General features: G+C 67.2%; 22 protein-coding genes. 10 read left to right on the top strand and 12 right to left on the bottom strand.

From position 1 onward, the window contains the following. Nucleotides 1–57: 57 nt before the first annotated feature. On the bottom strand, nucleotides 58–1,095 hold the full coding sequence (locus ACZK5G_RS05270; RefSeq protein WP_006422551.1) for a type IV pilus twitching motility protein PilT: 1,038 nt from the start codon (nucleotides 1,093–1,095) through the stop codon (nucleotides 58–60). A gap of 87 nt (nucleotides 1,096–1,182) precedes the next feature. Here ACZK5G_RS05270 and ACZK5G_RS05265 point away from each other — a divergent pair, with 87 nt between their 5' ends. Then, nucleotides 1,183–1,860 (top strand): YggS family pyridoxal phosphate-dependent enzyme, encoded by a 678-nt coding sequence (locus ACZK5G_RS05265; RefSeq protein ID WP_478465546.1) that lies wholly within the window; start codon nucleotides 1,183–1,185, stop codon nucleotides 1,858–1,860. A gap of 18 nt (nucleotides 1,861–1,878) precedes the next feature. Beyond that, the gene (proC, locus tag ACZK5G_RS05260; protein WP_478465544.1) at nucleotides 1,879–2,700 is read left to right on the top strand and encodes a pyrroline-5-carboxylate reductase; all 822 of its coding nucleotides are present in this window, start codon (nucleotides 1,879–1,881) and stop codon (nucleotides 2,698–2,700) included. A gap of 59 nt (nucleotides 2,701–2,759) precedes the next feature. Here the strand turns inward: proC and ACZK5G_RS05255 are convergent, their stop codons facing one another. Beyond that, complete coding sequence (locus tag ACZK5G_RS05255) at nucleotides 2,760–3,635, bottom strand: LysR family transcriptional regulator (protein ID WP_478465543.1); 876 nt, start codon at nucleotides 3,633–3,635, stop codon at nucleotides 2,760–2,762. 99 nt (nucleotides 3,636–3,734) lie between these two features. On the opposite strand from ACZK5G_RS05255, the gene ACZK5G_RS05250 reads away from it, so the two are divergent. Continuing rightward, nucleotides 3,735–4,337, top strand: a complete 603-nt coding sequence (locus tag ACZK5G_RS05250) for a short chain dehydrogenase (RefSeq protein WP_478465541.1) — start codon at nucleotides 3,735–3,737, stop codon at nucleotides 4,335–4,337. A 73-nt stretch (nucleotides 4,338–4,410) separates the two neighbouring features. On the opposite strand, the gene soxR is transcribed toward ACZK5G_RS05250, so the two are convergent. After that, nucleotides 4,411–4,845, bottom strand: a complete 435-nt coding sequence (soxR, locus tag ACZK5G_RS05245; protein WP_032127734.1) for a redox-sensitive transcriptional activator SoxR — start codon at nucleotides 4,843–4,845, stop codon at nucleotides 4,411–4,413. Between the two features lie 29 nt (nucleotides 4,846–4,874). Between soxR and ACZK5G_RS05240 the strand changes: the two genes are divergently transcribed. Beyond that, nucleotides 4,875–6,296 carry an MFS transporter gene (locus ACZK5G_RS05240; RefSeq protein ID WP_478465540.1) on the top strand — a complete coding sequence of 474 codons (1,422 nt, stop codon included), beginning with the start codon at nucleotides 4,875–4,877 and terminating at the stop codon, nucleotides 6,294–6,296. 38 nt (nucleotides 6,297–6,334) lie between these two features. Here the strand turns inward: ACZK5G_RS05240 and ACZK5G_RS05235 are convergent, their stop codons facing one another. Continuing rightward, a complete protein-coding gene (locus ACZK5G_RS05235; protein ID WP_478465539.1) occupies nucleotides 6,335–8,356 on the bottom strand; it encodes an esterase/lipase family protein in 2,022 nt (673 codons plus the stop codon). Next, the gene (locus ACZK5G_RS05230) at nucleotides 8,356–9,330 is read right to left on the bottom strand and encodes an Lnb N-terminal periplasmic domain-containing protein (RefSeq protein WP_478466487.1); all 975 of its coding nucleotides are present in this window, start codon (nucleotides 9,328–9,330) and stop codon (nucleotides 8,356–8,358) included. Before ACZK5G_RS05230 ends, ACZK5G_RS05235 begins: the two co-directional genes overlap by 1 nt. 171 nt (nucleotides 9,331–9,501) lie before the next feature. On the opposite strand from ACZK5G_RS05230, the gene ACZK5G_RS05225 reads away from it, so the two are divergent. After that, a complete protein-coding gene (locus ACZK5G_RS05225; RefSeq protein ID WP_012510263.1) occupies nucleotides 9,502–9,906 on the top strand; it encodes a GFA family protein in 405 nt (134 codons plus the stop codon). A gap of 269 nt (nucleotides 9,907–10,175) precedes the next feature. Here the strand turns inward: ACZK5G_RS05225 and ACZK5G_RS05220 are convergent, their stop codons facing one another. Both ACZK5G_RS05220 and ACZK5G_RS05215 read right to left on the bottom strand, forming a co-directional pair. Continuing rightward, entirely contained in the window at nucleotides 10,176–13,277 is a 3,102-nt protein-coding gene (locus ACZK5G_RS05220) for an efflux RND transporter permease subunit (RefSeq protein WP_423163225.1), read from the bottom strand. Between the two features lie 4 nt (nucleotides 13,278–13,281). Continuing rightward, nucleotides 13,282–14,460: an efflux RND transporter periplasmic adaptor subunit gene (locus ACZK5G_RS05215; RefSeq protein WP_478465537.1), complete on the bottom strand. Its 1,179-nt coding sequence runs from the start codon at nucleotides 14,458–14,460 to the stop codon at nucleotides 13,282–13,284. Nucleotides 14,461–14,611: 151 nt separating this feature from the next. Between ACZK5G_RS05215 and ACZK5G_RS05210 the strand changes: the two genes are divergently transcribed. The 3 genes from ACZK5G_RS05210 (at nucleotide 14,612) to ACZK5G_RS05200 (ending at nucleotide 18,848) form a co-directional block, all read left to right on the top strand. Continuing rightward, on the top strand, nucleotides 14,612–15,295 hold the full coding sequence (locus tag ACZK5G_RS05210; protein ID WP_100437437.1) for a response regulator transcription factor: 684 nt from the start codon (nucleotides 14,612–14,614) through the stop codon (nucleotides 15,293–15,295). Beyond that, nucleotides 15,273–16,658 carry a sensor histidine kinase gene (locus ACZK5G_RS05205; RefSeq protein WP_478465535.1) on the top strand — a complete coding sequence of 462 codons (1,386 nt, stop codon included), beginning with the start codon at nucleotides 15,273–15,275 and terminating at the stop codon, nucleotides 16,656–16,658. Before ACZK5G_RS05210 ends, ACZK5G_RS05205 begins: the two co-directional genes overlap by 23 nt. Nucleotides 16,659–16,757: 99 nt before the next feature. Continuing rightward, on the top strand, nucleotides 16,758–18,848 hold the full coding sequence (locus ACZK5G_RS05200) for a TonB-dependent siderophore receptor (RefSeq protein ID WP_478465533.1): 2,091 nt from the start codon (nucleotides 16,758–16,760) through the stop codon (nucleotides 18,846–18,848). On the opposite strand, the gene ACZK5G_RS05195 is transcribed toward ACZK5G_RS05200, so the two are convergent. Continuing rightward, nucleotides 18,832–20,349, bottom strand: coding sequence for an MFS transporter (locus tag ACZK5G_RS05195; RefSeq protein ID WP_478465532.1), 1,518 nt, complete (start codon nucleotides 20,347–20,349; stop codon nucleotides 18,832–18,834). The two genes, ACZK5G_RS05200 and ACZK5G_RS05195, sit on opposite strands and share 17 nt — an antisense overlap. Before the next feature lie 107 nt (nucleotides 20,350–20,456). Between ACZK5G_RS05195 and ACZK5G_RS05190 the strand changes: the two genes are divergently transcribed. Continuing rightward, entirely contained in the window at nucleotides 20,457–21,356 is a 900-nt protein-coding gene (locus tag ACZK5G_RS05190) for a LysR family transcriptional regulator (protein ID WP_478465531.1), read from the top strand. Between the two features lie 13 nt (nucleotides 21,357–21,369). Here the strand turns inward: ACZK5G_RS05190 and ACZK5G_RS05185 are convergent, their stop codons facing one another. From ACZK5G_RS05185 to ACZK5G_RS05175, 3 genes are all read right to left on the bottom strand, one after another. Continuing rightward, nucleotides 21,370–22,248 (bottom strand): LysR family transcriptional regulator, encoded by an 879-nt coding sequence (locus ACZK5G_RS05185; protein ID WP_478465529.1) that lies wholly within the window; start codon nucleotides 22,246–22,248, stop codon nucleotides 21,370–21,372. 38 nt (nucleotides 22,249–22,286) lie between these two features. Then, nucleotides 22,287–23,168 (bottom strand): SDR family NAD(P)-dependent oxidoreductase, encoded by an 882-nt coding sequence (locus tag ACZK5G_RS05180; protein ID WP_478465527.1) that lies wholly within the window; start codon nucleotides 23,166–23,168, stop codon nucleotides 22,287–22,289. Between the two features lie 158 nt (nucleotides 23,169–23,326). Then, nucleotides 23,327–24,190 carry a DMT family transporter gene (locus ACZK5G_RS05175; protein ID WP_049400660.1) on the bottom strand — a complete coding sequence of 288 codons (864 nt, stop codon included), beginning with the start codon at nucleotides 24,188–24,190 and terminating at the stop codon, nucleotides 23,327–23,329. 133 nt (nucleotides 24,191–24,323) lie between these two features. Between ACZK5G_RS05175 and ACZK5G_RS05170 the strand changes: the two genes are divergently transcribed. After that, nucleotides 24,324–25,703 (top strand): aminotransferase-like domain-containing protein, encoded by a 1,380-nt coding sequence (locus ACZK5G_RS05170; protein ID WP_478465525.1) that lies wholly within the window; start codon nucleotides 24,324–24,326, stop codon nucleotides 25,701–25,703. 29 nt (nucleotides 25,704–25,732) lie between these two features. Here ACZK5G_RS05170 and ACZK5G_RS05165 read toward each other — a convergent pair whose 3' ends face one another. Beyond that, nucleotides 25,733–26,209: a hypothetical protein gene (locus ACZK5G_RS05165; RefSeq protein ID WP_152593481.1), complete on the bottom strand. Its 477-nt coding sequence runs from the start codon at nucleotides 26,207–26,209 to the stop codon at nucleotides 25,733–25,735. Nucleotides 26,210–26,310: the final 101 nt, after the last annotated feature.

The following is a 26,310-nucleotide window of genomic DNA, read 5'->3' as shown; positions in this document are numbered from 1 at the left end:
GGAAACGGCGCGGAAACGGCGGCGCACTGGCGCACGCCGTCCCGTTGCGGCCCCGCCTTACTCGAACAGGCGCTTGTCCTTGGCGTAGTCGCGGGCCTGGTTGCGGGTGATCAGGCTGCGCTTGACCAGGTCCTGCAGGTGCTGGTCCAGGGTCATCATGCCGTACTGCTGGCCGGTCTGGATGGCCGAATACATCTGCGCCACCTTGTCCTCGCGGATCAGGTTGCGGATGGCCGGGGTGCCGACCATGATTTCCCACGCAGCGGTACGACCGCCGCCGACCTTCTTCAGCAGCGCCTGCGAGATCACTGCACGCAGCGACTCGGACAGCATCGAACGCACCATCGGCTTTTCGCCGGCCGGGAACACGTCGATGATGCGGTCGATGGTCTTGGCCGCCGAGCTGGTGTGCAGGGTGCCGAACACCAGGTGGCCGGTTTCCGCGGCGGTCAGTGCCAGGCGGATGGTTTCCAGGTCACGAAGTTCGCCGACCAGGATGATGTCCGGGTCTTCACGCAGTGCCGAGCGCAGCGCTTCGTTGAAGCCATGCGTATCGCGGTGCACTTCGCGCTGGTTGATCAGGCACTTCTGCGAGGTGTGCACGAATTCGATCGGATCCTCGACGGTGAGGATGTGGCCGTATTCGTTTTTGTTGATGTAGTCGATCATCGCCGCCAGCGTGGTCGACTTGCCCGAGCCGGTCGGGCCGGTCACCAGGATCAGGCCCTGCGGCTGCTGGATCACTTCGCGGAACAACGGCGGGCAGGCCAGGTCCTCGAGGGTGAGCACCTCGGACGGAATGGTACGGAACACCGCACCGGCGCCGCGGTTCTGGTTGAACGCGTTCACACGGAAGCGCGCCAGCGACGGGATCTCGAAGGAGAAGTCCACTTCGAGGAATTCCTCGTAATCGCGGCGCTGCTTGTCGGACATGATGTCGTACACCAGCGCGTGGACCTGCTTGTGGTCCAGGGCTGGGATGTTGATCCGGCGCACGTCGCCGTCCACGCGGATCATCGGCGGCAGGCCTGCGGACAGGTGCAGGTCGGACGCTTTGTTCTTTACGGAAAACGCCAACAGCTCGGCGATATCCATGAGCGGCTACTCCCCAATAACGGCTTCGACTGGAAGGATCTTTCCCCGGGCGGCAGTATAGCCTCCTGATTCAACGGAACGCGTTACGTGGCCACTCCCCTGCCCCAGATCCTGAGCAACCTGCACGCCGCCGCCGAGGCCGCTGGCAGGCCCGACCCACGCCTGCTGGCGGTGTCCAAGACCCAGCCGGCCGAGGCCGTGGCCGCGCTGGCCGCACAGGGCCAGCACGCCTTCGGCGAGAACTACGTGCAGGAAGCACTGGCCAAGATGCAGGCGCTGCAGCACCTGGCGCTGGAATGGCACCTGATCGGCCACCTGCAGTCGAACAAGGCCGATGCTGTGGCCAGCCATTTCGACTGGGTGCAGAGCGTGGACCGTTCCAAGCTGGTGACCGCGCTGGCACGCCATCGCCCGGCCGCGCGTGGCCCGCTGAACGTACTGATCCAGGTCAACATCGACGATGAATCCAGCAAGCATGGCTGTGCACCGGAAGAAGTGGATGCACTGGCCGCCGCGATTGCCGCCGAACCCAGCCTGCGCCTGCGTGGCCTGATGGCGATTCCCGCACCGTGGCCGGAAGCGGGGCGCCGTCGGGATGCATTCGTGCGCATGCGCACACTTTTCCAGTCGCTGGCTGCCCAGCACGCGCGGATCGACACGCTGTCGATGGGCATGAGCAGCGACTACGCCGAAGCCATCGCCGAGGGTGCCACCCTGGTGCGCATCGGCACCGCCCTGTTCGGCGCCCGCCCGGGCCCGGCCTGATTTTCCAAGGAGACTTCCATGGCAGCTGATTCCATCACCTTCATCGGCGGCGGCAACATGGCCCGCAGCCTGATCGCCGGTCTGATCCGCCAGGGCGTGCCTGCCGCGCACATCCACGTGGCCGAACCGGTGGCCGCACTGCGCGAGTCACTGGCTGCCGACTTCGGCGTGCAGGTGCACGACAACGCCGCCGATGCCGCCGCGCACGGCCGCACCTGGCTGCTGGCGGTGAAGCCGCAGGTGCTGCGCGATGTGTGCCAGTCGCTGCAGGCGCTGGCGCAGGCGAACCGGCCACTGGTGGTGTCGATCGCCGCCGGCATCACCAGCACGCAGCTGGAACGCTGGCTGGGCGGCAATCTGCCGGTGGTGCGCGCGATGCCGAACACCCCGGCCCTGCTCGGCGCCGGCGTGACCGGCCTGTACGCCACCGCGTCGGTGGACGCGCAGCAGCACGCACGCGCCGAACAGGTGCTGGCCAGTGCCGGACGCACGGTGTGGATCGACAGCGAGTCGCTGATGGATTCGGTCACCGCGGTCTCCGGCAGCGGCCCCGCCTACGTATTCCTGCTGGCCGAAGCGATGGAAGCGGCGGGTATCGCCCAGGGCCTGCCTGCAGAAGCGGCGCGCACGCTGGTGGTGCAGACCCTGCTGGGAGCCTCGCGCATGCTTGATGAGGCCGGTGAAAGCCCGGCCGAGCTGCGCCGTCGCGTGACCTCGCCGAACGGCACCACCCAGGCCGCGATCGAGAGCTTCCAGGCCGGTGGTTTCGAGGCGCTGGTGGACACCGCGCTGCGCGCCGCGCAGGTACGTGGGCAGGAACTGTCTGCGGCGAATGATTGATCCCGATGTGTGCCGACCAACGGTCGGCACCTACCATCATCCACGCATGGCGTGGATGTTCATTGCCCCAATGTGGCCATGACGAAATCGACGAAGCACTGCAACCGCGGGCGCGGCCGTCGATCCGGCAGGTAGATCAGATGCATGGGCCGCGGTTCGGGCAGGTAGTCGCGCAGCAGCGGCTTCAACCGCCCGGCCGCGATTTCGCCGGCCAGCAGCGCGGTCGGCTGCAGCACCAGCCCTGCGCCGGCCACGGCGGCCTCGCGCAACGCGACACCATCATTGCAGGTCAGGCGCGCTTCCCAGTCCACCTGTTCGCCGTTGGCCAGCTGCCAGCCATGGCCGCCGCGCCAGGCCAGGTGGCTCAGGCAGTCATGCCCGGCCAGATCCCCAGGGGTGCGCGGCGTGCCACGCCGGCGCAGATAGGACGGTGCCGCGCACAGGCTCATCGCGTACGGCGGCAACGGCCGCGCCACCACTTCCTGTGACGGCAGCGGCCCAACGCGGATTGCCACGTCGAAGCCATCCTCGATCAGGTCCACGCGGCGGTTGCTCAGGTCCAGTTCGATGTTCAACTGCGGCTGCGCGCGCAGCAGGCCGGCCAGTTGTGGCGCCAGCACACAACTGCCCCAGGTGGTTGGCGCGCTGACCCGCAGCAGCCCGCGGGGTTGTACCTGCAGTCCGGCCACGTCCGCCTCCGCCTGCTGCACCTGCTCCAGCACCTGCCGGCACCCGGCCAGGTAGGCGCTGCCGGCTTCGGTCAGGCGCTGGCGGCGGGTGTTCCGTTGCAGCAGCGCGGTACCCAGGTGCGCCTCCAGTTGCTGGATGTACTTGCCGACCATCACCGCCGACACCTGCAGCTGCTCGGCGGCGCCAGTGAAGCTGCCGCGCTCGGCCACCGCGACGAAGGCCTGCATGCAGCGAAGCGTATCCATTGCTAATCCATAGTTAGGAATCTGCGAAGCATACGCCCCTTACCGAACCCAGATGTGAGGGCGCAGACTGCGCTCATCCCCCTCTCGCAAGGAACCGCCATGAAGATTCTCCTTGTGGGTGCCAGCGGCACCCTCGGCCAGGCAGTCGCGCGCCAGCTTGGCCAGCAGCATCAGATCCTCGCCGCCGGCCGCAACAGCGGTGAGCTGCGCGTCGACCTGACCGACGACGGCAGCGTCGCCGAACTGTTCTCGCGCACCGGTCCGGTCGATGCAGTGATCTCCACCGCTGGCAAGCTGCACTTCGGTCCGCTGAAGGACATGACACCCGAGCAGTTCAACCTCGGCCTGCAGGACAAGCTGCTGGGCCAGGTGCGGCTGGCACTGGTCGCCCAGCACCACCTCAACGCCGGCGGCTCGATCACCCTGACCAGCGGCATCGTCAGCGCACAGCCGATCCGCGATGGCGTCAACGCCACCTCGGTGAATGCCGCGCTGGAAGGCTTCGTGCGTGCCGCCGCGTTGGAGCTGCTGCCGCGTGGCCTGCGCATCAACGTGGTCAGCCCGAACGTGCTGATCGAATCGATGGCGGCTTACGGCCCCTATTTCCCAGGCTTCGAAGCGGTGAGCGCGCAGCGCGCGGCGCTGGCCTTCCAGCGCGCGGTGGAAGGCATCCAGAGCGGCGAGACGATCACGGTCTGGTAAGAAAAAAGGGGACGGAGGGGATTAAGTCGTTAATGCACAAACGACATAATCCCCTCCGTCCCCTTTTCGCGGATCACTCCCAGCGCATCGGGCCGTCGCCGCGTTCGCCGAGGACGTCTTCGGGGTTGGCCAGGCGGCAGCGCTGCAGCGACAGGCAGCCGCAGCCGATGCAGCCGGTCAGTTCATCGCGCAGCAGTTCCAGCATGTGGATGCGCTCCTCCAGCTCGGTGCGCCAGCGCGCGGACAGCTTGGCCCAGTCGGCCTTGGTCGGCGCGCGGCCCTCGGGCAGGCTTTCGAAGGCACGGCCGACAGCTTCCAGTGGCATGCCCACCCGTTGCGCGACGCGGATCACGGCCAACCGTCGCAGCACGTCACGGCTGTAGCGCCGCTGGTTGCCCGAGGTGCGCAGGCTGCTGATCAGCCCCTTGCGCTCGTAGAAATGCAGCGCGGAAACCGCCACGCCACTGCGCTGGGAGACTTCGCCAACGCTGAGTTCCTGGGAAACCATTGCTTGACCTAAACTGCAGTTGAGGTGGCATGCTGCTATCTTCGCCGCCAGTTGACAAGCGCGGCCCGCATCTGACTCGTATGTCCCCCACTCTTTCGCCCGCCGACGCCCGTGCGCCGGCTGATACGTCGATCCTGTCTCCCCGCTATCGCGCCACCACCATCGGCATGGTGGCACTGGTGGCGCTGCATGCCTTCGAGGCCCTGGCGGTGGCGGCCGCCATGCCGACCGTGGCCGAGGCGCTGGATGGCCTGCGCCTGTATGCGCTGGCCTTTGGCGGCACCCTGGCCACCAGTGTCATCGGCATGACCCTGGCCGGACGCTGGGCCGACCGCCAGGGACCAGCTCGGCCGCTGTGGTATGGCCTGGGCTGCTTCGTGCTGGGCCTGCTGCTGGCCGGCTTCGCCATGCGCATGGGCATGCTGGTGGCCGGGCGCCTGCTACAGGGCCTGGGCGCAGGCGCGATCTCGGTCTCGCTGTACGTGATGGTTGGCCGCAGCTATCCCGAACACCTGCGCCCGAAGGTGTTCGCCGCGTTCTCCGCCGGCTGGGTGGTGCCGTCGATGATCGGTCCCGCGCTGAGCGGGCTGATCGTGCAGCATCTCGGCTGGCGCTGGGTGTTCCTGGCCGTACCACTGCTGGCGGTCCCGGCCGCGCTGCTGCTGCGCCCGGCGCTGGCGCGCAGGCAACCGAGCGATGCAGGAAACAGCGACGATGGTCGCGGCAACGTGGTGCGCTGGGCCAGCGGCGCCTCGCTGGCGGCGCTGCTGCTCTACTTCGGCGGCCAGCAGCAGGGCCTGCCTGCGCTGCTCTGCATCGGCGTGGCCATGCTGGCGCTGCTGTTCTGCGTGCACCGCCTGTTGCCAGCCGGCACGTTGCTGCTGCGCCGCGGGTTGCCCAGCGTGATCGCGCTGCGCGGCGTCGCGGCGGCCGCATTCTTCGCCTGTGAGGCCTACCTGCCACTGCTGTTGCAGCGCGAACGCGGGCTCTCGCCCAGCTGGGCCGGCGCGGTGCTCAGCCTCGGCGCATTGGGCTGGTTCGCCGGTTCATGGCTGCAGGGTCACCAGCAGCGCGGCTGGTCACGCCAGCTGCTGCTGCGCGTTGGCACACCGCTGATGACGATCGGCATCGCCGCCACACTGGCCGTGCTGTTCAACGCAGTGCCGCTGCCGGTGGCACTGGTCGGCTGGGCCATGACCGGCTTCGGCATGGGCATGATCTACGCCAGCCTGTCGGTGCTGACGCTTTCGCTGTCGGCGCCGCATGAGCAGGGCGCCAACACCTCGGCGCTGCAGCTGAGCGAAGCGTTGTCGGTGACCACCGCACTGGCGGTGTCCGGTGCTCTGTTCGCGTTGTTCGTGGAAACCGCACCACACACCGGCTACTTCCTGTGCCTGGCAATCACCTTCGGCCTGGCACTGCTGGCCACGGTAATCGCGCGGCGGGTGTAGCACCGCCGCATTGCGGGATTGCCGGCCCGCGGCCGGCACTACCGGCTGCCGGTCCCCATGTCATCGATATCCCGGTGCAGGATGCGCCTCACCTCCAGCACCGCCTGCGGGGTTTCCTGCACGCTGTGGCCGGAGATGATCACCTTCTCCGACAGCGCGCCCGGCAGATGTGCGCTCCAGTACGGCACCAGCCCATCATCGGATTTCTCCACCGGCAGCTCCGGCTTGCGCTGGGCGATGATCGAGTGGTACTTCAGGCCCGCCTCAATCGGCAGCTGTGCGGCGGCCTTCACGAACGGATCGCTGGCCTTGAGGTTGTCGATGCTGTTCGGGATCTTCGGCTTGGCGGTGCCATCGACCTGCTGTTCGGCCTGTGCCAGTGCCATGAACACGTCCTCGAACTTGCCGAGGATTGTCAGCGGCAGGCGTACCAAGCGACCGATCAGGCGACCGACCTTGTTGCCGGCAATGTCGGTGCCCTGGTGCGGCGCGGCGATGAAGATCGCACGCTCCACGTTCGGCTGTGCCTTGAAATGCAGCAGCGGGCCCAGCTTGCTCTGCACCCGCTTCAGCCGTTCCCCCTTCAGGTCGTAGTTGGCCAACAGGTCGTTCCACAGTACATCGCCGGAATCGCTCACCAGCAGGCGCGCCAGCACGCCGCCCATGCTGTGACCGATGTAGACCATGTCCTTCGACGCACGCGTGCTGCCGTTGGGATCGAAATGCTTCAGCGTGTCGTTGAATGCATTGGCGATCTCGTAGCGGTTCAGCGCGATCGGCGCATTGGTCGGGTAATAGACCTGCCACACCTGGAACTGCTGGCGCAGCTCGGGGTCACCCATGATCTCGTTGGCCAGGTTCACCCACGCTTCCGGGCTGCTGGCCAGGCCGTGCAGCATGAAGATGATGCGGCGGTTCGGGTCCCACGGCTGCATCAGGTAGATGTGCGGCTCGCCGATGCCCTCGCTCATGCCGAACAGCGTACGCAGCGACTGCCGGGCGAAGCCACTCTGCGCCAGCCACAGGCCGTAGGCGGCAGTGAAGTTGCCGGCCAGCGGTACCTGCTCACCGTGCAGAGTGATGCGCTCGGTCGCTTCCGGCGAATAGGCATCCAGCTCGACCCGGCGCGTGCGCATCACGTCTTCCAGGCTGCTGCCTTCGAACCGCAGAAGCGCAGTGACGTTGATCGAGGACATCTCACTGAACTCGGGCACCGAATCGTCATGGCGGTGGCGGCGGCCGCGACGCTCATCGTCCTCATCGTCCTGCGCGGTTTCCGCCTTTGGGCCGTCGGGCGCGATCACTGGCGCGACCAGTTTCGGCGGGTCCATCACCATCACCAGCTCGGCACCGAAGCCATCGCGGCGATAGGTGCTGCGCAGGCCGACGAAGCTGACCGTTCCCGCCGGCACAAGCTGCGCCGGAATGCTCTTCAGACCCAGCTGCTGGTAGTTGGAGGCCAGCGACCAGCTACCGACCGTGAGCGGCTTCGTATAGTCCTCGCCGGCCAGCGCAGCGGCACGTGCGCGCACGAACAACACCACCGCCGCCTTCTCGGCCGCGTAGTTGTAGTAGTCGCGCACCTGCGTCTGGCGGTCCTCGAAGGCCCGGTCGGACGGTGAGCGGCCACTGTAGAACAGGTAGGCATAGGCATAGCGCGCGGCTTCCAGCCAGGCATCCAATGCCGCATCGCTCATCGGCGGGTCGCCTGCGGCGGTCTTCTTCGGCGTCATCGCCAATGCAGCCTTCACCCACAGCTCGGACAGCGCCGACAGCCGCTGCTCGACATTGAGGTCGTCGGTCATCAGCAACGTGCTGCGGCAGACCAGGAAGTCCTTCTCGCACTGCGATTCGTCCAGGCCCGCTGCGCTGAGCGTTTCACGCGCGGCAGGGCTGAGCTTGCCGGTGTTGAGCACATCCGCGCGCTTGTTGACCAGTGAATCACTGGATTTGACCTGCTTGACGGTGACCATCGCGCAGCCGCTGCTGCCCAGCAGCAGGAAGGCGGCGAACAACACCGGCAGCAGGCGCTGCCAGCGGGTCAGAAAAAGTTGGGTCATTACTGCGGGTCCTGCTCGGTGCCGGGCACGCCCTGGCGGATCACGGTGGAGAAATGCTCGCCATCACCCAGGTCCAATGCGCGCTGGGTGATGCGGCCCTTGTCGTGCAGCTCGGTGTACGGCACGCCCGGCGTGAGCGCGCCGACCTCCTGCGCGTACTCGGCCAGGTAACCGGACAGCAGCAGCCGATAGTCCAACGGCAGGCGCGGCGCGATGTGGCGGGCCAGGTCGAAGACGATGGTCGTGCAGTTGCTGGTCAGCGTGTTGTAGAAACCCGGCTTGGCATCCAGTTCACGCGCCTGTTTGATGTACGCAGCGAACAGTTCCTTCAGCTGCGCGCGATCCATGCCGTGCAGGCGGTACAGGTAGACATCCTCGCCCCGCGCGTTGGTACGCGTGCGGATGATGTCGGTCTCTTCCGAGGCCACCAGGGTCATCTCGAACTTGCGGAAGAAGCCGCCCAGCGCGGAGAACGACTCGCCGCGCTCCTTGCGGATCTCCAGCGAGAACACCACGTGGCGACCATCCTCGAAACCGAACGAGATCAGCGTGTGGGCGATCGCCGGGCCCATCCAGTACGACAGCACCAGGTCGGCCGAGCGCAGCTGGTCCAGGTCGTATTCGCGGCGCACCCAGTGCGCGTCGTAGTCGGTTTCACTGCGCCAGCTGAAGTCGCGCACGTTGTCCAGCACCACATGGCGCCCGTCGAAGGACACCACATGCAGGCGCTGGGCCACGTCGTCGGCCCATACGCGGTCCTGGCGCGGGGTCAGCAGCAGCCACCACAGGCCGGCCAACGCCAGCGCCACACCGAAGGCCGTGCCGAGGCGGCGGGAGGCACGTCCCCGCGCGACCCGCCACGACGCCCACAGCGCCACCAGCAGCCACAGCACGGCCACGCCGGTGGCCAGCCAACCCGGCCCCGGCAGCTGGTAGGCCAGCAGCCCGCTCACCCACAGCGCCGCCAGCGCCATGGCACTCCCTGTCATCCAACGTCCTGCGGCGTTCACTGGCATCCTGTCGCGGTCTCGAAGCCGCATAGTTAGCCACAAGCGGGTTCACCGTGGCATCTACGGACCGTTCAGGCTGGGCAGCGCACCGTCGGCGGCGGCCTCTGCGGCCAGGTTCACTTCACAGGAGCAACGATGGGCATCACTTCCGTGGCCGGCGTTCCGGTCCAACCCCGGCACCGAGCCACCTGCCACTGCGGCACGGTCGAACTGCTGCTGGACCTGCCGGACGGTATTGTCGAACCCCGCCGCTGCGACTGCTCGATGTGCCGGCGCCGGGGGGCCATTGCCGCCAGCGTCAGCCGCGCGGGCCTGCAGGTGGTGCGCGGGCAGAACCACCTGCAGCTGTACCAGTTCAACACCCATGTGGCCGAGCACTATTTCTGTGGCGTGTGCGGCATCTACACCCATCACCGGCGCCGCTCCAACCCGGAACAGTACGGCTACAACGTGGCCTGCCTGGAAGGCATCGACCCGTTCGCGCTGGGTGTGATCCCGGTCAATGATGGGGTCAACCATCCCGCAGACCGCACCGGTTAGTGGCGCGTGCGCCGTGGCGGTGCGGCAACCTTCTGCCAGGGGGCCATGCCGCTGCGGCCTGCCCGCACCGGGCGCTTCAGCCAGGGCCGGCGGGGCGTCGCCTGCGGTTCGGTGGCGACCGGGGAAGGAACAGGTCTACGGCCGGGCCAGAGATGATCGAGCAGCCACATGGCAGGTCTCCGTGGGGGACGGGGACGACCTACGCTAGCGGCACCTGGGCAAAGAACGGGTGAGGGCGCCGCGGCAGCCAGATGACAGCCGCGCCCCCCTCAGTCCTGCGGCCGTGACCGGCCCAGGCGGCGCACCAGCACGAAGAACAACGGCACCAGCACCACTGCCAGCACCGTGCCGGAGACCATGCCGCCGATCACGCTCATGCCGATTTCACGGCGGCTGACTGCGCCCGCGCCGGTGGCCAACGCCAACGGGATCACACCGGCCACGAAGGCCAACGACGTCATCACGATCGGGCGCAGGCGCAGGCGTGCGCCCTGCAGTGCCGCTTCCACCGCTGAACTACCAGCGCGATAGCGTGCCTCGGCAAACTCCACGATCAGGATCGCGTTCTTGGCCGACAGGCCGATGGTCGTCAGCAGACCCACCTGGAAGTAGATGTCGTTGACGAACCCGGCCGCGGTAGTCGCCAGCACCGTACCAATCACGCCCAATGGGATCACCAGCACCACTGCCACCGGCACCGTCCAGCTCTCATAGAGCGCTGCCAGGCACAGGAAGATGAAGGCAATGGAGGCGATGTACAGCCACAACGTCTGGTTGCTGGCCAGTTGTTCCTGGTAGGACAGGCCACTCCACTGCAGGTCGAACCCGGGTTGATCGGCAACCAGCGCCTGCATGCGCTGCATCGCCTCGCCCGAGCTGCGGCCTTCGGCAGCGCTGCCCTGGATCTGCATCGCCGGCAGGCCGTTGAAGCGCTGCTGCAGTTGCGGCCCGCGCGCCCAGTGGCTGCTGGCGAAACTGGCAAACGACGCCATCTGGCCGTTGCCACCGCGCACATACCACTGGCCGATGTCGTCGGGCACGCTGCGGTAGGGCTGGTCGCCCTGCATGTAGACCCGCTTGACCCGGCCACGGTCGAGGAAGTCGTTGATGTAGCTCCCGCCCCACGCCGCCGACAACGTTGAATTGATGTCAGCCTGGGCCAGGCCCAGTGCGCTGGCCTGGGCATGGTCGATGTCCAGCCGCAGCTCGGCCTTGTCGCCCAGACCGTTCAGGCGCACCGAGGTGAGCCCGTCGTCTTCGCCGGCCGCGCGCACCACCTGTTCCTGCGCCGCCTGCAGGGCCACGCGCCCGGCCGCGCTGGTGTCCTGCAGCCACAGTTCGAAGCCGCTGGACTGGCCCAGTCCACGCACCGCCGGCGGTGCCAGTACATTGACCTTGGCATCCGGCAAGCGGCGGAAGTAGGCATTGGCTCGCGTGATGATCGCCGCAGCGGTGTTGTCGCCCGTGCGCTCATCCCAGGGTTTCAGTGCGAGAAAGCCCTGCCCGGCGTTCTGGCCGGTGCCGGCATTGTTGCGGCCGACCACCACGAACACCACATCCAGGTTCTGCTTCTCGTGCTCCATGAAGTAGCGGCTGATCTGCTCGCCCAGCGCTTCGGTACGTGCCATCGGCGTGCCTTCCGGCGTGGAGAACTGGAAGGTTACCTGGCCCTGGTCTTCCACCGGCAGGAAGCCGGTGGGCATCCGCGCGTACAGCGCGACCATGGCGACCACCAGCAGCAGGTAGAACGCCATCCAACGCCGCGGCCGGGAGACGACGCCGCCGAGTCTGCCCTGGTAGGCCAACTGGCTGCGCTCGACGCCCCGGTTGAACGCCCGGAAGAAGCGGCCCTGCGGTTTCTGCGCCGAAGACGGCTTGAGCAGGGTCGCGCACAGCGCCGGGGTCAGCGTCAGCGCCACCAGCGCCGACAATGCCATGGCAGACGCAATCGTGATCGAGAACTGCCGGTAGATGATGCCGGTGGAACCACCGAACAGCGCCATCGGCAGGAACACCGCGCCCAGCACCACGGTGATGCCGATCAACGCGCCGGTGATCTCGCCCATCGATTTTTCGGTCGCTTCGCGCGGCGGCAGATGCTCGTCGTGGATGATGCGCTCCACGTTCTCCACCACCACGATCGCATCGTCGACCAGCAGGCCGATCGCCAGCACCATCGCGAACAGGGTCAGTGTGTTGATGGTGAATCCGGCAACGGCCAGCACGCCGAAGGTGCCCAGCAGCACCACAGGCACCGTGATCGCCGGAATCAGCGTGGCGCGCAGGTTCTGCAGGAACAGGAACATCACCACCACCACCAGAACGATGGCTTCGATGAGGGTATGGATGACCCCCTCGATCGAGACCCGCACGAACGGTGTGCTGTCACGCGGGTAGGCCACCTGCAGGCCGGGCGGGAAAGTCGGCCGCAGCCGTTCGATCTCCGCGCGCACCGCATCGGCCGTGGCCAACGCATTGGCACCGGAGGCCAGGGTGACCGAGAAGCCAGCCGCCGGATAGCCATTGAGATAGCTGCTGGTCTGGTAGTTCTCCGCGCCGATCTCGACCCGTGCGACGTCGCCCAGCAACACCGCCGCGCCATTGGGCAGGGTGCGCAGGATGATCGCGCGGAACTGTTCGGGCGTCTGCAGGCGCGACTGCGCGGTGACCGTGGCGTTGAGGCTCTGCGTCGGGCTGGACGGCATCGCGCCCAGCTCACCCGCCGTCACCTGCGTGTTCTGCGCCTGGATCGCAGCGCGCACGTCCGACGGCATCAGGTCATAGGCGCGCAGCTTGTGCGGGTCCAGCCATACGCGCATTGCGTAAGCCGAACCGAACACGTTGATCTCACCGACACCGGGAATGCGGCTGATCGGGTCCTGCACGTTGCTGACCAGGAAATCGGAAACATCCACCCGTTCCATGCGCCGGCTGGTGTCGTACAGCGAGACCACCATCAGCGAGTCGCCCTGCGACTTGGCCACCGTCACGCCTTGCTGCTGCACTTCCTGCGGCAGCCGGTTGATCGCCTGGTTGACGCTGTTCTGCACCTGCACCTGAGCGATATCCGGGTTGGCGCTCTGGTCGAAGGTGACCGTGATGCGCGCCTGCCCCGATGACGAACTGGTGGAGGAGAAATACAACAGGTGATCGATGCCTTTGATCTGCTGTTCGATCACCTGGGTGACGCTGTCTTCCACCGTCTGCGCCGAGGCACCGGTGTAGTTCGCGGTGATGTTGACCTGTGGTGGTGCGATGTCCGGGTACTGCTCCACCGGCAGCTGGGTCACCGCGATGGTGCCGAAGGCCATGATGCAGATCGCCAGGACCCAGGCGAATACCGGGCGATGGATGAAGAAGCGCGGCAGCATGCGCTCAGTCCTTCCCGACCGGGGCGGGTGCGGGCTTCACCCGCACCGTCATGCCATCGGCCAGGCCCTGCGCGCCGGCCACCACCACCTGCTCGCCGGCGGCCAGGCCATCAAGGACCAGCCACTGGTCGCCGATCGCACGCGCGGTGCGGAACAGCCGCAGCCGGGCCTTGCCGTCCTTGTCCACCAGCCACGCCTGCGCCTCGCCCTTGGGGCTGCGGTCGACCGCAGCCTGTGGCACCAGCAGCGCCTGCTGGCGGGTTCCCTGTCCCACCAGCGCGCGCACGTACATGCCTGGCAGCAGCTGCCCATCCGGGTTGGGGAAACGCGCCCGCAGGGTGATGCTGCCGGTCTCCTGCTGCACGTCCACGTCGGCAAATTCCAGCGTGCCGGGCAGCGGGTAGTCGGTGCCATCGGACAGGCGCAGCCGCACCGGTGCTGTGTCGGCCTGCACGCCACCGTCGGCGATGGCGCGGCGCAGTGCCAGGTACTCATTGCTGGACTGGGTGATGTCCACGTTCATCGGGTCCATCTGCTGCACCCGTGCCAGTGGATCGGCCTGGCCCGAGGTGACCAGCGCCCCCGGCGTGAACAGCGCACGGCCGATGCGCCCGGCAATCGGCGAGGTCACCGTGGCAAACCCCAGCCGTGTGCTGGCCGTGTCACGCGCGGCCTGTGCGGCCTGCGCCACGGCGGCAGCCTGCTGGTCGCTGGCGATCGCATCGTCCACGTCCTGGCGCGCGGCCAGCTGGTCCTTGCCCAGCGCCTGCATGCGCTGCGCCCGCAGGCGCGCGGTCACCGCAGCGGCCTCGGCGGTCTTCAGGTTGGCCTGCGCCTCGTTCAGCGCCGCCTGGTACAGCGCGGGCTCGATCTGGAACAGTGGCTGCCCGGCCTTCACCCACTGGCCCTGCTCGAACAACCGCTTCACCAGCACGCCATCCACCTGCGGACGCACGTCCGATTCCTGCGAGGCAACGCTGCGCCCAGGCAGTTCCTGCTGCAGTGCCAGCGGCTGGCTGCGCAGGGTCAGCACCGTCACCTCAGGCGTCGTCGCGCCGGGCTTGGGCGCGTCCTTGCCGCAGGCGCTGAGCAGGCCGGCCAGGGCGAGCGCCAGCAGCGGCAGGCCCGCGGTTCGCGGCAGCCGCCAGGCACGGTACGGACGGGAGGGGTTCGGAAGGATCACGGCTGCAGGTTCCACGCGTGGGGGAGCGTTCGGCGCCGAATATAGAAGACGTGGCGGCACGATCCTGCTAAATGGCGCATGAAACATTTTTCATTTGCAGTCGCTGCCCACGATTGCGAGGATGCCCCTGTCCCACTCTGCACACTGGCCCATGCCGCGCGTACTCACCATCGAGGACGATCTTGTCACCGCCGAGGAGATCGCCACCGAACTGCGCAGCCACGGCTTCGACGTGGACCTGGCCAGCGACGGCAGCAACGGCCTGGCGCTGGCACGTGCAGGCGACTACGCGGTGATCACCCTGGACCGCATGCTGCCCGGCATCGACGGGCTGGCCCTGGTCACCGCCTTGCGCCGTGAAGGCATCACCACGCCGGTACTGATGATCAGTGCGCTGTCGGACGTGGATGAACGCGTGCGTGGCCTGCGCGCCGGTGGCGACGACTACCTGACCAAGCCCTTCGCTTCCGACGAAATGGCCGCACGCGTGGAAGTGCTGATCCGGCGCCAGGGCCAGGCCGCTGCCATCGACAACGTGCTGCGCGCCGGTGACCTGGAACTGGACCTGATGACCCGTTCGGCGCGACGCGGCGGGCATGAAATCGCGCTGCTGCCGACCGAGTTCAAGCTGCTCGAATTCCTGGTTCGCAACGCCGGCCAGGTGGTTACCCGCAGCATGCTGTTCCAGGAAGTCTGGGGCTACCACTTCGATCCGGGCACCAACCTGATCGACGTGCATATCGGCCGCGTGCGCAAACGCATCGAACAACCCGGCCGACCGCAGCCGATCATGACCGTCCGTGGAACCGGCTATGTCTTCGACGCGCAATCCTGACCACTGGCGCTCTTCCAGCAGCAGACTGCTGGGCCTGTACTGCATCCTGTTCGTGGCGTGGTCGAGCCTGCTGCTGGGCGTGATGTACTGGCGCATCTCGGATTACCTGAGTGACCTGACCGAATCAGGCCTGCAGCAGCGCGCGCACCTGTTCATGAGCTTCGACGGCCCGGCACTGGATGAAGCATTGCGCGACAGCCAGCGCTTCGATCTGCACCAGGTCTATACCTATGGGTTGTTCGACAAGGGCGGCATGCCGATGGCGGGCCCGCTGACAGCGATCCCCGAGGGACTGCCGCTGGATGGCAACTCGCATGCGGTGGACGGTTGGACGCTGGCCGATGGCCGCCACGACAACGGCGGCAGTGCGCTCGGCGTGGTGACCCGCGATGGCCGCACGCTGGTATTCGTACGCCAGAATGGCAAGCTCATGGCGGTCAACAGCATCATCCTTGATGCACTGCTGTGGGGCGTGTCGCTGACCGTCATTCCCGGCCTGGTGGGCTGGCATCTGCTGCGTCGGCGCCCGTTGAAACGTATCCAGCAGATCGAAGCGGCCACCAGTCGAATTGTTGCTGGCGACCTCGGCCAGCGCCTGCCGGTCTCCAGCCGTCGCGACGAGATCGATCGGCTGTCGAGCATCGTCAACGCGATGCTGGAACGCATCGAACAGCTGATGACCGAGGTCAAAGGCGTGTGCGACAGCATCGCCCACGATCTGCGCACGCCCCTGACCCGCCTGCGCGCGCATCTGTACCGCATGCGCGTGGGGCTGGACGAACGGGACCCGCATGCCGATCCATTGGACAAGGCGCTGGCCGAGACTGACATGCTGATGGCGCGCTTCGCCGCGCTGCTGCGGGTGTCGGAACTGGAGAGCCACCAGCGACGTTCGGCCTTCGACGCGGTCGACGTCACCGAGCTGCTGCAGGAACTGCACCAGTTCTACCTGCCACTGGCCGAAGAGAAGCAGCAGTTGCTGGAGCTGCAGGTGGACCCGAAGGTGGGCCCGCTGCGTGGCGACCGCGAGCTGCTGTTCGAAGCGCTGGCCAACCTGCTGTCCAACGCTCTGCAGTTCACCCCTGCACACGGCCGCATCCTGCTGCGTGCGGTCGATGACCATGGCGTTCCCCGGATCGATGTGATCGACAACGGGCCGGGCATTCCGCCACAGGACCGCACGCTGATCTACCAGCGCTTCTTCCGTGGCAGCAGCAGCGCCGGCCAAGGGCCTGGATTCGGCCTGGGCCTGTCGATCGTGGCCGCCATTGCCGGCCTGCACGGCTTCCGTGTCCGCGCCGGCAGCGCCCCCGGTGGCGGCGCCTGGATGAGCATCCGCGGCGCGACGGACGGCCTGCCCTGACGCCGGGCCAGGGCGCCTCAATCGCACTTGGGAATCATTTGTATTTGAAGGCGAGCATCCGGATAATCCGCCGTCACCGCCCTTCCCGGATCACTCCCGATGCCCGCTCTGCCGTCGCGTCCGCTGCTGTACACGCTCGCCCTGCCCACCCTGCTGGCCTCGGCCATCGCCCAGGCCCAGGACACCCCGGCGGCGCGCACCCTGGACAAGGTAACGGTGGTGGCCGAGCGGGCCAGCACCGCGACCAAGACCGACACCGCCCTGATCGAGACGCCGCAGGCGATCAGCGTGGTCACCCAGCAGCTGTTCACCGATCGCGGCGCGCACAACCTGCAGGAAGTGCTGCGCTACAGCGCCGGCGTCACCGCCGATGCCTGGGGCCTGGATACCCGCAACGATGCGACCTCGGTGCGCGGGCTGGACCCGGTGCAGTACCAGGATGGCCTGCGCCGCAGCTACGGTTTCAGCCCCCTCGCCCGCCCGGAAATCTATGGCCTGGAGCGGGTGGAAGTGCTGCGCGGCCCGTCCTCGGTGCTGTATGGTGCCGGCGCCACCGGCGGCATCATCAATGCAATGAGCAAGCGCCCGACCTTCGGCGCCCTCAACGGCGAGGTCGGCGTGCAGCTCGGCAGTTTCGACCGCAGGCAGCTGCAGGGGGACTTCAGCGGCGCCTTGAACGATGCCGGCACGGTTGCCGGACGCTTCGTCGGGCTGGTGCGTGAATCGAACATGCAGACCGATGTATTGAAGGATGACCGCGTCTATCTGGCACCGTCGATCAGCTGGCGCGGTGAACGCAGCACCTTGACCCTGCTGGCCAGCTATCAGCATGACAAGACCGGCTCCAGCCAGCAGTTCCTGCCGCTGGCCGCGACCCTGCTTGCCCCGCCCGGACGCCGCCTCGACCCGTCCACCTTCATCGGCGATCCCGACTTCGACCGCATCGACTCGCGCGTCTACAGCCTGACCGCGCTGTTCGACCACAGCTTCAACGACACGCTCAGCCTGCGCTCGGCAGTGCGTTACATCGATGGCAGGACCACTCTGCAGCAGATGTACGTGGACAGCTACAGCAATCCGGCCGATCCCTTCATCGACGCCGATCGGCGCGTGGTCAACCGCACGGCCTATGGCACCCGCCCCGACGTGCAGATCTTCAGCGCCGACAATGCGCTGCAGTTCGACTTCGCCACCGGTGCCTTCCAGCATCTGCTGCTGGCCGGCGTGGACTACAGCCAATACAAGGAGCAGCTGCAGCGGCTGGACGCCACCGGCACGCCGATCGACATCTACACCCCGGTATCGGTCGCACCGATCGTGCGTGGCTGGGATCGTCAGCCGGACCAGACCTCCACCCAGCTGGGTGTCTATGTGCAGGACCAGATCCGCTGGGCCGACCGCATCTCGCTGGTGCTGGGCGCGCGCCGCGACCATGCACGCTCGAAGACCGAAGGCCAACCCAGCCAGACCGACAACGCCACCACCTACCGCGCCGGCCTGATCGGCGACCTCGGCGGCGGAGTATCGCCCTACCTGAGCTACAGCGAATCGTTCCTGCCGGTATCCGGCCAGGATCTGTTCGGCAGCGCCTTCAAGCCGATGCGCGGCCGCCAGTCCGAGGCCGGCATCAAGTGGCAACCGGCGCGTAGCCTGCTGCTGACGCTGGCGGCGTACCGCATCACCGAAACCAACCGGCAGACCAACGACCCGGACAACGTGCTGAACGTGGTGCAGACCGGGCAGATCCGCTCCAAGGGCGTGGAGCTGGAAGGGCAGTTCCAGTTCGCCAACGACCTCACAATCACCGCTGCCGTTGCGCGCAACGAGGCTGAGGTCAGCCGCAGCAACTTCGCACTGGAAGTGGGCCAGCGCCTCAACGACACCCCGCAGGACCTGGCCTCGGCCTGGGTGTCGAAGGGCTTCCAGCTGGATGATGCCGCACGCCTGCGCCTGGGCCTCGGCGTGCGCCATGTCGGCAATACGGTGTCGCTGGGCAATGGCGGGCGCATCATCACGCCCAGCTACACGCTGGCAGACGCCTTGGTGGAAGTACAGGTGACTGACTGGACGATGGCGTTGAACATCACCAACCTCACCGGCAAGCGCTACTACGCGCCGTGCCGCACCTTTGGCGACTGCTTCGCCGGCTACCCGCGCGTGGTGACCGGCACCATCAGCTATCGGTTCTGATCACGGCCAACGCTGGCCGCCGCAGCAGCAGGTGCAACAGCACAGCGCATGCGGCAGTCAGCAGCGCCAGGACACGCAGCAGTATCGCCAGCGCCTCGGCACTGGCCTGCTGCAGCTGTGCGCCGCTCATCGCCGGAAGCAGTGCCTGCGCCTGTGCCTGCGCCCCCGTGGCCAGATAGGCACCGGCGCGCGCCAACGATGCCGGCGATGCTCCCTGCAGCTGGTGGCCGATCAGCAGCGCAAGCAAGGCCGTGACTGCGGCCAATGCGATGCCTTCACCGGCCACCCGCACGGTTCCGAAGATGCCGGCGGCCATGCCCGCACGCTGCACCGGCACCACGCTGACCGACAGCCCATCCATCAGGCCCCACGGCAAGGCCGTTCCTGCACCAACCAGCATCAGCAACGGCGCCCACTGCGAGGGCGACGGATGCGATGCATGGCGCGACAACAGGTACAGGCCAGAGGCACAGACCAGCAGGCCCAGCGTGCACAGCCGCGCACTTCCAACGCGCTCCGCCCAGCGCGCGGCCAGCATCGGCAGCACCAGCATCGGCGCAGACAAGGCCAGCATCTGCAGCCCGACCAATGTCGTGCTCTGTCCATGCACGCCCAGCAACTGCAGCGGCAGTACCACCAGCAGCACCACGTAGCCGAAGCAGGTTGCGACCGGCAGCAGCTGGACACCCAGGAACGCCGGTTGCGAGAACAGTGAGAGGTCCAGCAACGGTGAGCGGTGCAGTCGTTCGATACAGACGAACACCCCGCCCAGCATCAGCGTCGCCAACAGCGCCAGTTGCACGCGCATGGCATGCAGGCCGAATTCACCCAGCCACAACAGGGCCAGGGTCAACGCCGCAAGCATCAGGCTGAAGCCCAGCATGCCGCCAACATCCAGCCGCCCGCGTTCGCCATGGCTTTCGGACAACGCGCGCGCGCCCACGGCGAACGCCGCCAGCGTCAGTACACCGCCCGCGGCGAACACACTGCGCCATCCCAATGCCTGCAACAGCAGACCCGCGAGCAGCGGCCCCAGCGCCAGCCCCGCACCGAATGTGGTGCCCAGCAGGGCGAACACACGGGCACGCACCGGCCCCTGCCAGGCATGCGCCAGCGCAGCGGTGCCGGACGCCAGCGCCGCTGCAGCGGCAACGCCCTGCAGCCCACGCGCCAGATCCAGCCACAGCAGCGTGGGCGCAAGGCAGACGACGGCAGTGGCGATGCTGAAGCCCGCGGTACCCAGCAGGAACAACCGCCGTCGGCCATAGCGGTCCGCCAGGCCACCGGCAGCAAGCAACAGGCTGCCGAAGGTGAGCATGAAGGCGTTGGTCACCCAGGCCAGCGCAGTCGGCGACGACGCCGCGGAACGGGCCAGCGCCGGCACCGCGACGGCACCGGCCGAGAAGGACAAGGGCAGCGCCAGTGCAGCCAGGCAGACGGCAAGCAGGGTCCAGCGCTGATGTGTGCGGGAAAGTACGGGGAGCATCGAAACCGGGGCCATGCGGGCCTCCATCCATCAGGGGCATTGATGATGGACAGGCAGCTATTGCTGAAAAACAGGCTCCATGGACGTTGATTGCGGCCGACTGTTCCGCAATCATGCCTCTCATGGACTCCATCTCTGCCCTGCTCGCCTTCGTCCGCACCGCGGAGGCGGGCAGCATCGTCGGTGCCGCCCGCGTACTCGGCCTGTCCGCGTCGGCGGTCGGCAAGCGCATCGCCCGCCTTGAACAGGAACTCGGCACGCGCCTGTTCCAGCGCACCACCCGCCGCGTGCACCTCACCGACGAAGGCGAACTGCTGCTGCAGCGCTGCCGGCGGGCACTGGATGAACTTTCCGAAGCGCAGGCGGATCTGGCGCAGCGACAGCACGCCCCGAGTGGACTGCTGCGCATCGGCCTGCCCACCATCGGCTACCGCTTCCTGTTGCCGGTACTGCCGGGGTTCCAGCAGCGCTACCCGCAGGTGCAGCTGGAGCTGGACTTCAACGACCGCATCGTCGACGTGGTCAGCGAAGGCCTCGACGCGGTGATACGCAGCGGTGAACTGGCCGATTCCAGCCTGACCGCACGGCGGCTGGGCGGCTTCCGTTTCATCCTCTGTGCGGCGCCGGGCTATCTGCAGGCCCATGGCACGCCCGGTGATGTGAGCGAGCTGCGCCTGCATAGCGCGCTGCGCTTCCGTTACCCCACCACCGGAAAGCTGCACCCGTGGCAGCTGCCGGGCATCGAAGGCGATGCTGGAGCGCGCCTTCCCACCGCGATGACCTGCAACAACATGGAGGCCGTGCTGGCCGCTGCGATCGGTTGCATGGGCCTGGCCTGGATGCCTGACTTCCTCGCAGCCGACGCGCTGGCCGATGGCCACCTGCAGCGGGTACTGCCAGCACTGCCCACGCACCAGGGGCAGTTCTCGTTGCTATGGCCCGGTGGGCGCCATCCCAGTGCACGCCTGCGGGTGTTCATCGACTATGCCGTTGCGCATCTGTTCCAGGGCGACAAGGCGTAGCAGGTCCACAGAATCAGTTGGTGCCCGCCGTCTGCAGGAAATTGCGCAGCACCGGCGATGGCTGTTCCGGCCGCTTGCAGAACGGCAGGTCGAAACGCGCTGCTTCGTCCTCCAGCACGCGATAGACGATCTCCTGCGAACGGAAGCTGGCCATGCTGGCCGGAACGATCGCCACGCCAGCCTCCACCGCCACCAGCGACAGCACCGCGTGCATGCCCTGCGCTTCCTGCACCACGCGCGGGGTGAAGCCCGCAGCGGTACACAGGCCCAGCACCTGCGCGTGGAAGCCGATGCCCTCGGCTGCAGGCCATGAAACGAACGGTTCTTCAGCCAGCATCGCCACACTGACCTCCGGCGCGTCGACCAGCGCATGAGCGCGCGGCAGCGCAATCGCCAGGCGGTCATGGTCGAAGTCGTGCAGTACCAGCTCGGCGGCGGGAATCGGTGGAATCAACACGCCAACGTCGATGCGCTGCTCACGCAGCCACAACTGCTGCTGGCGCGACGTGGCTTCCTGCAGGTGCAACTGCACCTGCGGGTACTGCTGGCGGAAGCGGCGGATCAAACCTGGCAGGCGGCCATACAGCGCACTGCCGACATAGCCTACACGCAGGCTGCCGGACTGCCCCGCTGCAGCTTCGCGCGTGCGCTGCAACCCCTGCTCGGCCTGCTGCAGCGTTGCCCGCGCCTCCACCAGCAAGGTCTGCCCGGCCACGGTCAGGCCCAGCGTGCGGTTGCCGCGCACGATCAGTTCACTTCCGAGCTCGTCTTCCAGCCGTCGTATCGCCGCGGTCAGCGGCGGCTGCGACATGTGCAGGCGGGCGGCGGCGCGGTGGAAATGCAGTTCTTCGGCCACGGCCACATACTGGCGAAGCAGGCGCAGGTCGATCATCTCGAAGCAGGCAGTGGGAACCCGCCTAGGGTACGCCCTCAGCCGCGCACGTCGACGCTGGCGCGGGCGATGGCCGGCCACTGCAGCGCCACCGACTCGATGCTGTCGGCACTGACCGCGCGCAGATCCCTTGGGTACGCCACATGCTCGGCCTCCTGCAGGCGCAGTGCGTGGAACTGGCCATTGCTTGCGCGCAGCACCCAGCCGCCGTCCTGGCAGCGCGCGGATGCCAGATAGGCCACACCTTGCGCAACAGCTTCCGGATGCAGCTCATCGGGCTCACCCTCGATGCCCCACATGCGCGTCTTTGCCACCGGCGAAACCGCATTGACCAAGATGCCATGCTCGGCACCTTCCAGTGCCAGCACATTGACCAGACCAAGCGCGGCCAGCTTGCCCATCGTGTAAGCGGACAGCCCGCGCTGTGCGTACTGCGGATACAGCGCGCGATCGGACGTGGTGATGACGATGCGCCCACCGCCCGCCGCGCGCATTGCCGGCCACGCCGCCTGCGCCAGCCACAACGGCGTCTTCGCGGCCAGGCACAGCATCTGCTCCAGCGCATCGTCCTCGATCGCTTCCAGCGTCTGGTACTCGACCCAGCCGGCGTTGTGGATCAGGAAATCGATGCGGCCGTGCTGCTGCAGCAGATCCTGCACCAGCCCGTGGCAGCCCGTGCGATGGTCGATGGGATCACTGACGGCCTGCACCGATAGCCCCCGCGCCTGCAACGCTTCGGCACTGTGCTGGATGCGAAGCGGATCGGTACCACGGCCATCGGTGCCGGCACCGACGTCATGCATCACCACATGCGCGCCGCGCTCGGCCAGCAGGCGGCTGTAGGCCAGGCCCAGTCCACCGGCGGCGCCGGTCACCAGACCCACCTGGCCTTCGAAGGAAACACGCGAGATTGGCTTCATGCGCCCAGCTTCAACCAAGCACGCAGGCCGCAGCCAATACTGTTCACCGCCCTCCACGATACGCGCACGCTATCGTCGGAAAGGGGACGGAGGGGATTAAGTCGTTTCAGGCACAGTAGGGCCGATTACGACTTAATCCCCTCCGTCCCCTTTTTCGCTCAGCGGCTGAAGCGGCGCGCGCCTGCCACGCAGATCACCGCGACCACGGTCACCAGCACCATGCTGAGGCTGACCGATTCGTGCAGCAGCAGCGCGGCCAGGGCCAGGCCGAAGAACGGCTGCAGCAACTGCAGCTGGCCAACAGCGGCGATGCCGCCCTGGGCCAGCCCGCGGTACCAGAACAGGAAGCCGATCAGCATGCTGAACACCGCCACGTAGCCCAGCGCCCACCACGCCGACGCACCGACCGCGGTGAACGAGGCCGGGCGCATCAGCACTGTCAGCGGCAGCATCACCGGCAACGCCAGCAGCAGCGCCCAGCTGATCACCTGCCAACCGCCAAGGTGGCGGGCAAGTCGACCACCTTCGGCATAGCCGAGCCCACACACCACGATCGCCGCCAGCATCAGCAGGTCAGCCTGCAGCGAGGCCTCGATGCCGTTGCGCACCGCATAGCCGACCACGCAGGCACTGCCCAGCAGCGAGAACAACCAGAACGCCGGGCGCGGTCGATCGCCGCCGCGCAGCACGCCGAACACCGCAGTGCTCAGTGGCAGCAGGCCGAGGAACACGATGGTGTGTGCCGATGACGCATGCCGCAGCGCGAGCGCGGTCAACAGCGGAAAGCCGACCACCACCCCCAGGCTGACCACCGCCAGCCCCGGCAGGTCATTGCGCCGAGGCCACGGCTGGCGCAGCAGAAGGAGCAGGCCAAGGCCGAGCACGGCGGCAATGGTCGCGCGTGCAGCAGTGACGAATCCGGCGTCCAGCTGCAGCACCGCCAAGCGGGTGGCCGGCAGGGAGCCCGCGAAGATCACTACACCGATGAAGCCATTGATCCAACCACTCGCCGACCGTTCCACGCCTGTACTCCTGAAGGTGCCGGACGATGCCCGGCTGGACCTGTATGGAAGCATCCAGCGCGGAACGACCCCAGCTACAATCCAGTACAGTCGCAAGTAACTGTACCGCCCACACTTCCACTACGGTTCCGCCATGCCACGTTCGCTCACCCGCATTGAATCGGTCATCCAGACCGTCCGCGCCCGCATCGGTGCGCGGGTGGATGGCCCCGGCTCGCGCCTGCCTTCGGTACGTGCGCAGGCGGCGGCGATGGGGGTGTCGGTCTCGACCGTGGTCGAAGCCTACGAGCGCCTGGCCGCCGAAGGCCTGATCAGTGCGCGCGCAGGATCCGGCTTCTACGTCAGTGGGCCGGCCGCACCGCTGGCGCTGGCTGAAATGGAACCCCGGCTGGATCGCGCCGTGGACCCGCTGTGGGTGTCGCGGCAATCGCTGGAAACACCGGCCGGCCATCTCAAGCCGGGCTGCGGCTGGATGCCCAGCGATTGGCTGTACCACGATGGCGTGCGCCGCGGCCTGCGTCGGCTGGCGCGTGCCGATGCATCACAGCTGGTCGACTACGCCGGCCCGCTCGGGCTGCCCGCATTGCGCCAGCTGCTGCAACGGCGCAGCGCGGCGCTGGGCATCGATGCGCCGATGGAGCAGATCCTGCTGACCGAATCCGGTACGCACGCGGTCGATCTGCTCTGCCGTTTCCTGCTCAAGCCCGGCGACTGCGTGCTGGTGGATGACCCGAGCTACTTCAACTACCACGCGTTGCTGAAGGCGCACCAGGTGCAGGCTATCGGCGTGCCGTACACGCACAGCGGCCCGGACCTGGAGGCGTTCGCGCAGGCAGTTCAGGCGCATGCGCCGCGGCTGTACATCACCAACTCAGGCCTGCACAACCCGACCGGCGCGGTGCTTTCCGCCAGCACCGCGCACCGCCTGCTGGGCCTGGCCGAACGCAATGAACTGATCATCGTCGAGGACGACATCTTCGCCGACTTCGAACTGCAGCCTGCACCGCGGCTGGCCGCGCTCGATGGACTGTCGCGGGTGATCCACGTCGGCAGCTTCTCCAAGACGCTGTCGGCGGCTTCGCGCTGTGGCTACATCGCTGCGCGCCATGACTGGATCGAGGCGCTGACCGACCTGAAACTGGCCACCAGCTTCGGCGGCGGCCATCTGGCGATGCAGTTGATGCACATCGCGCTGACCGACAGTGGATACCGCCGCCACATGCAATCGGTGCGTTCGCGCCTGGCCGATGCGCGCCGGCACACGCTGCGCAAGCTGCAGACGCTGGGCATCAGGCCGTGGCTGCAGCCGGAAGCCGGGCTGTTCCTGTGGTGCCAGCTACCCGATGGCCGCGATGCCGCCGCACTGGCCCGGCAATGCCTGCGCGAGGGCATCGTGCTGGCGCCGGGCAACGCGTTCAGCCAATCGCAGCGCGCGACTGACTATGTACGTTTCAACGTTTCGCAGTGCCAGGACCCGAGGATCTGGCAGGTATTGGCGCGGGAACTGCGCTGAGCCGAGCACCGACCAGGCAGCGTCCACGCTCAGTCGCCCCGCAGGTAGGTTTCCGCTGGAATTTCCATCAACTCCGGCCCCGAGAGCATCGCACCCTTCAGATCGGCGCCTGCGTTCAGGGCATTGTTGATGGCGTTGAGCGACGAACTGCGTTGGCAGATCGCCTTGAATGCGCCACGTGGTCCCTGGTGGTACATCTTCAATGCACGCTCGAGACCCTCCGCCAATATCGGCTCGCAGTCCAGCGGCAGTTCATGCAGGACGCCCTGCCCATCGCGCGCGGTGAATGTATGCGGCAAACGCACTCCCAGTTCCATATGCGCGATCAGGGCCATGGCAAACGCTTCCGGCAGCCAGATCAGCAGACGGATCACCAACCCGCGGGCCACGCCACGCGCGACCAGGTCCCGCTCGGCCTGTTCCTCATCGACGTCTTCCCGGCCAAGCAACGACAACGCGAGCTCGAAGGCCTCGGTCGAGGGCATTGGAGGTGGGCGATGTTCCATTCGCTGTGTCCTTCAGCTCCAGACAGGCGCACACCTTAGGCAAAGCAGCGCCGGCGCGCAATGCCTCTTGCGCGCCGCGCTACAGTGGTATGTCCCCCGCT

This window comes from Stenotrophomonas sp. 62841_Sma, assembly GCF_056482945.1.
This window is presented reverse-complemented; position numbering and strand designations above follow the sequence as displayed.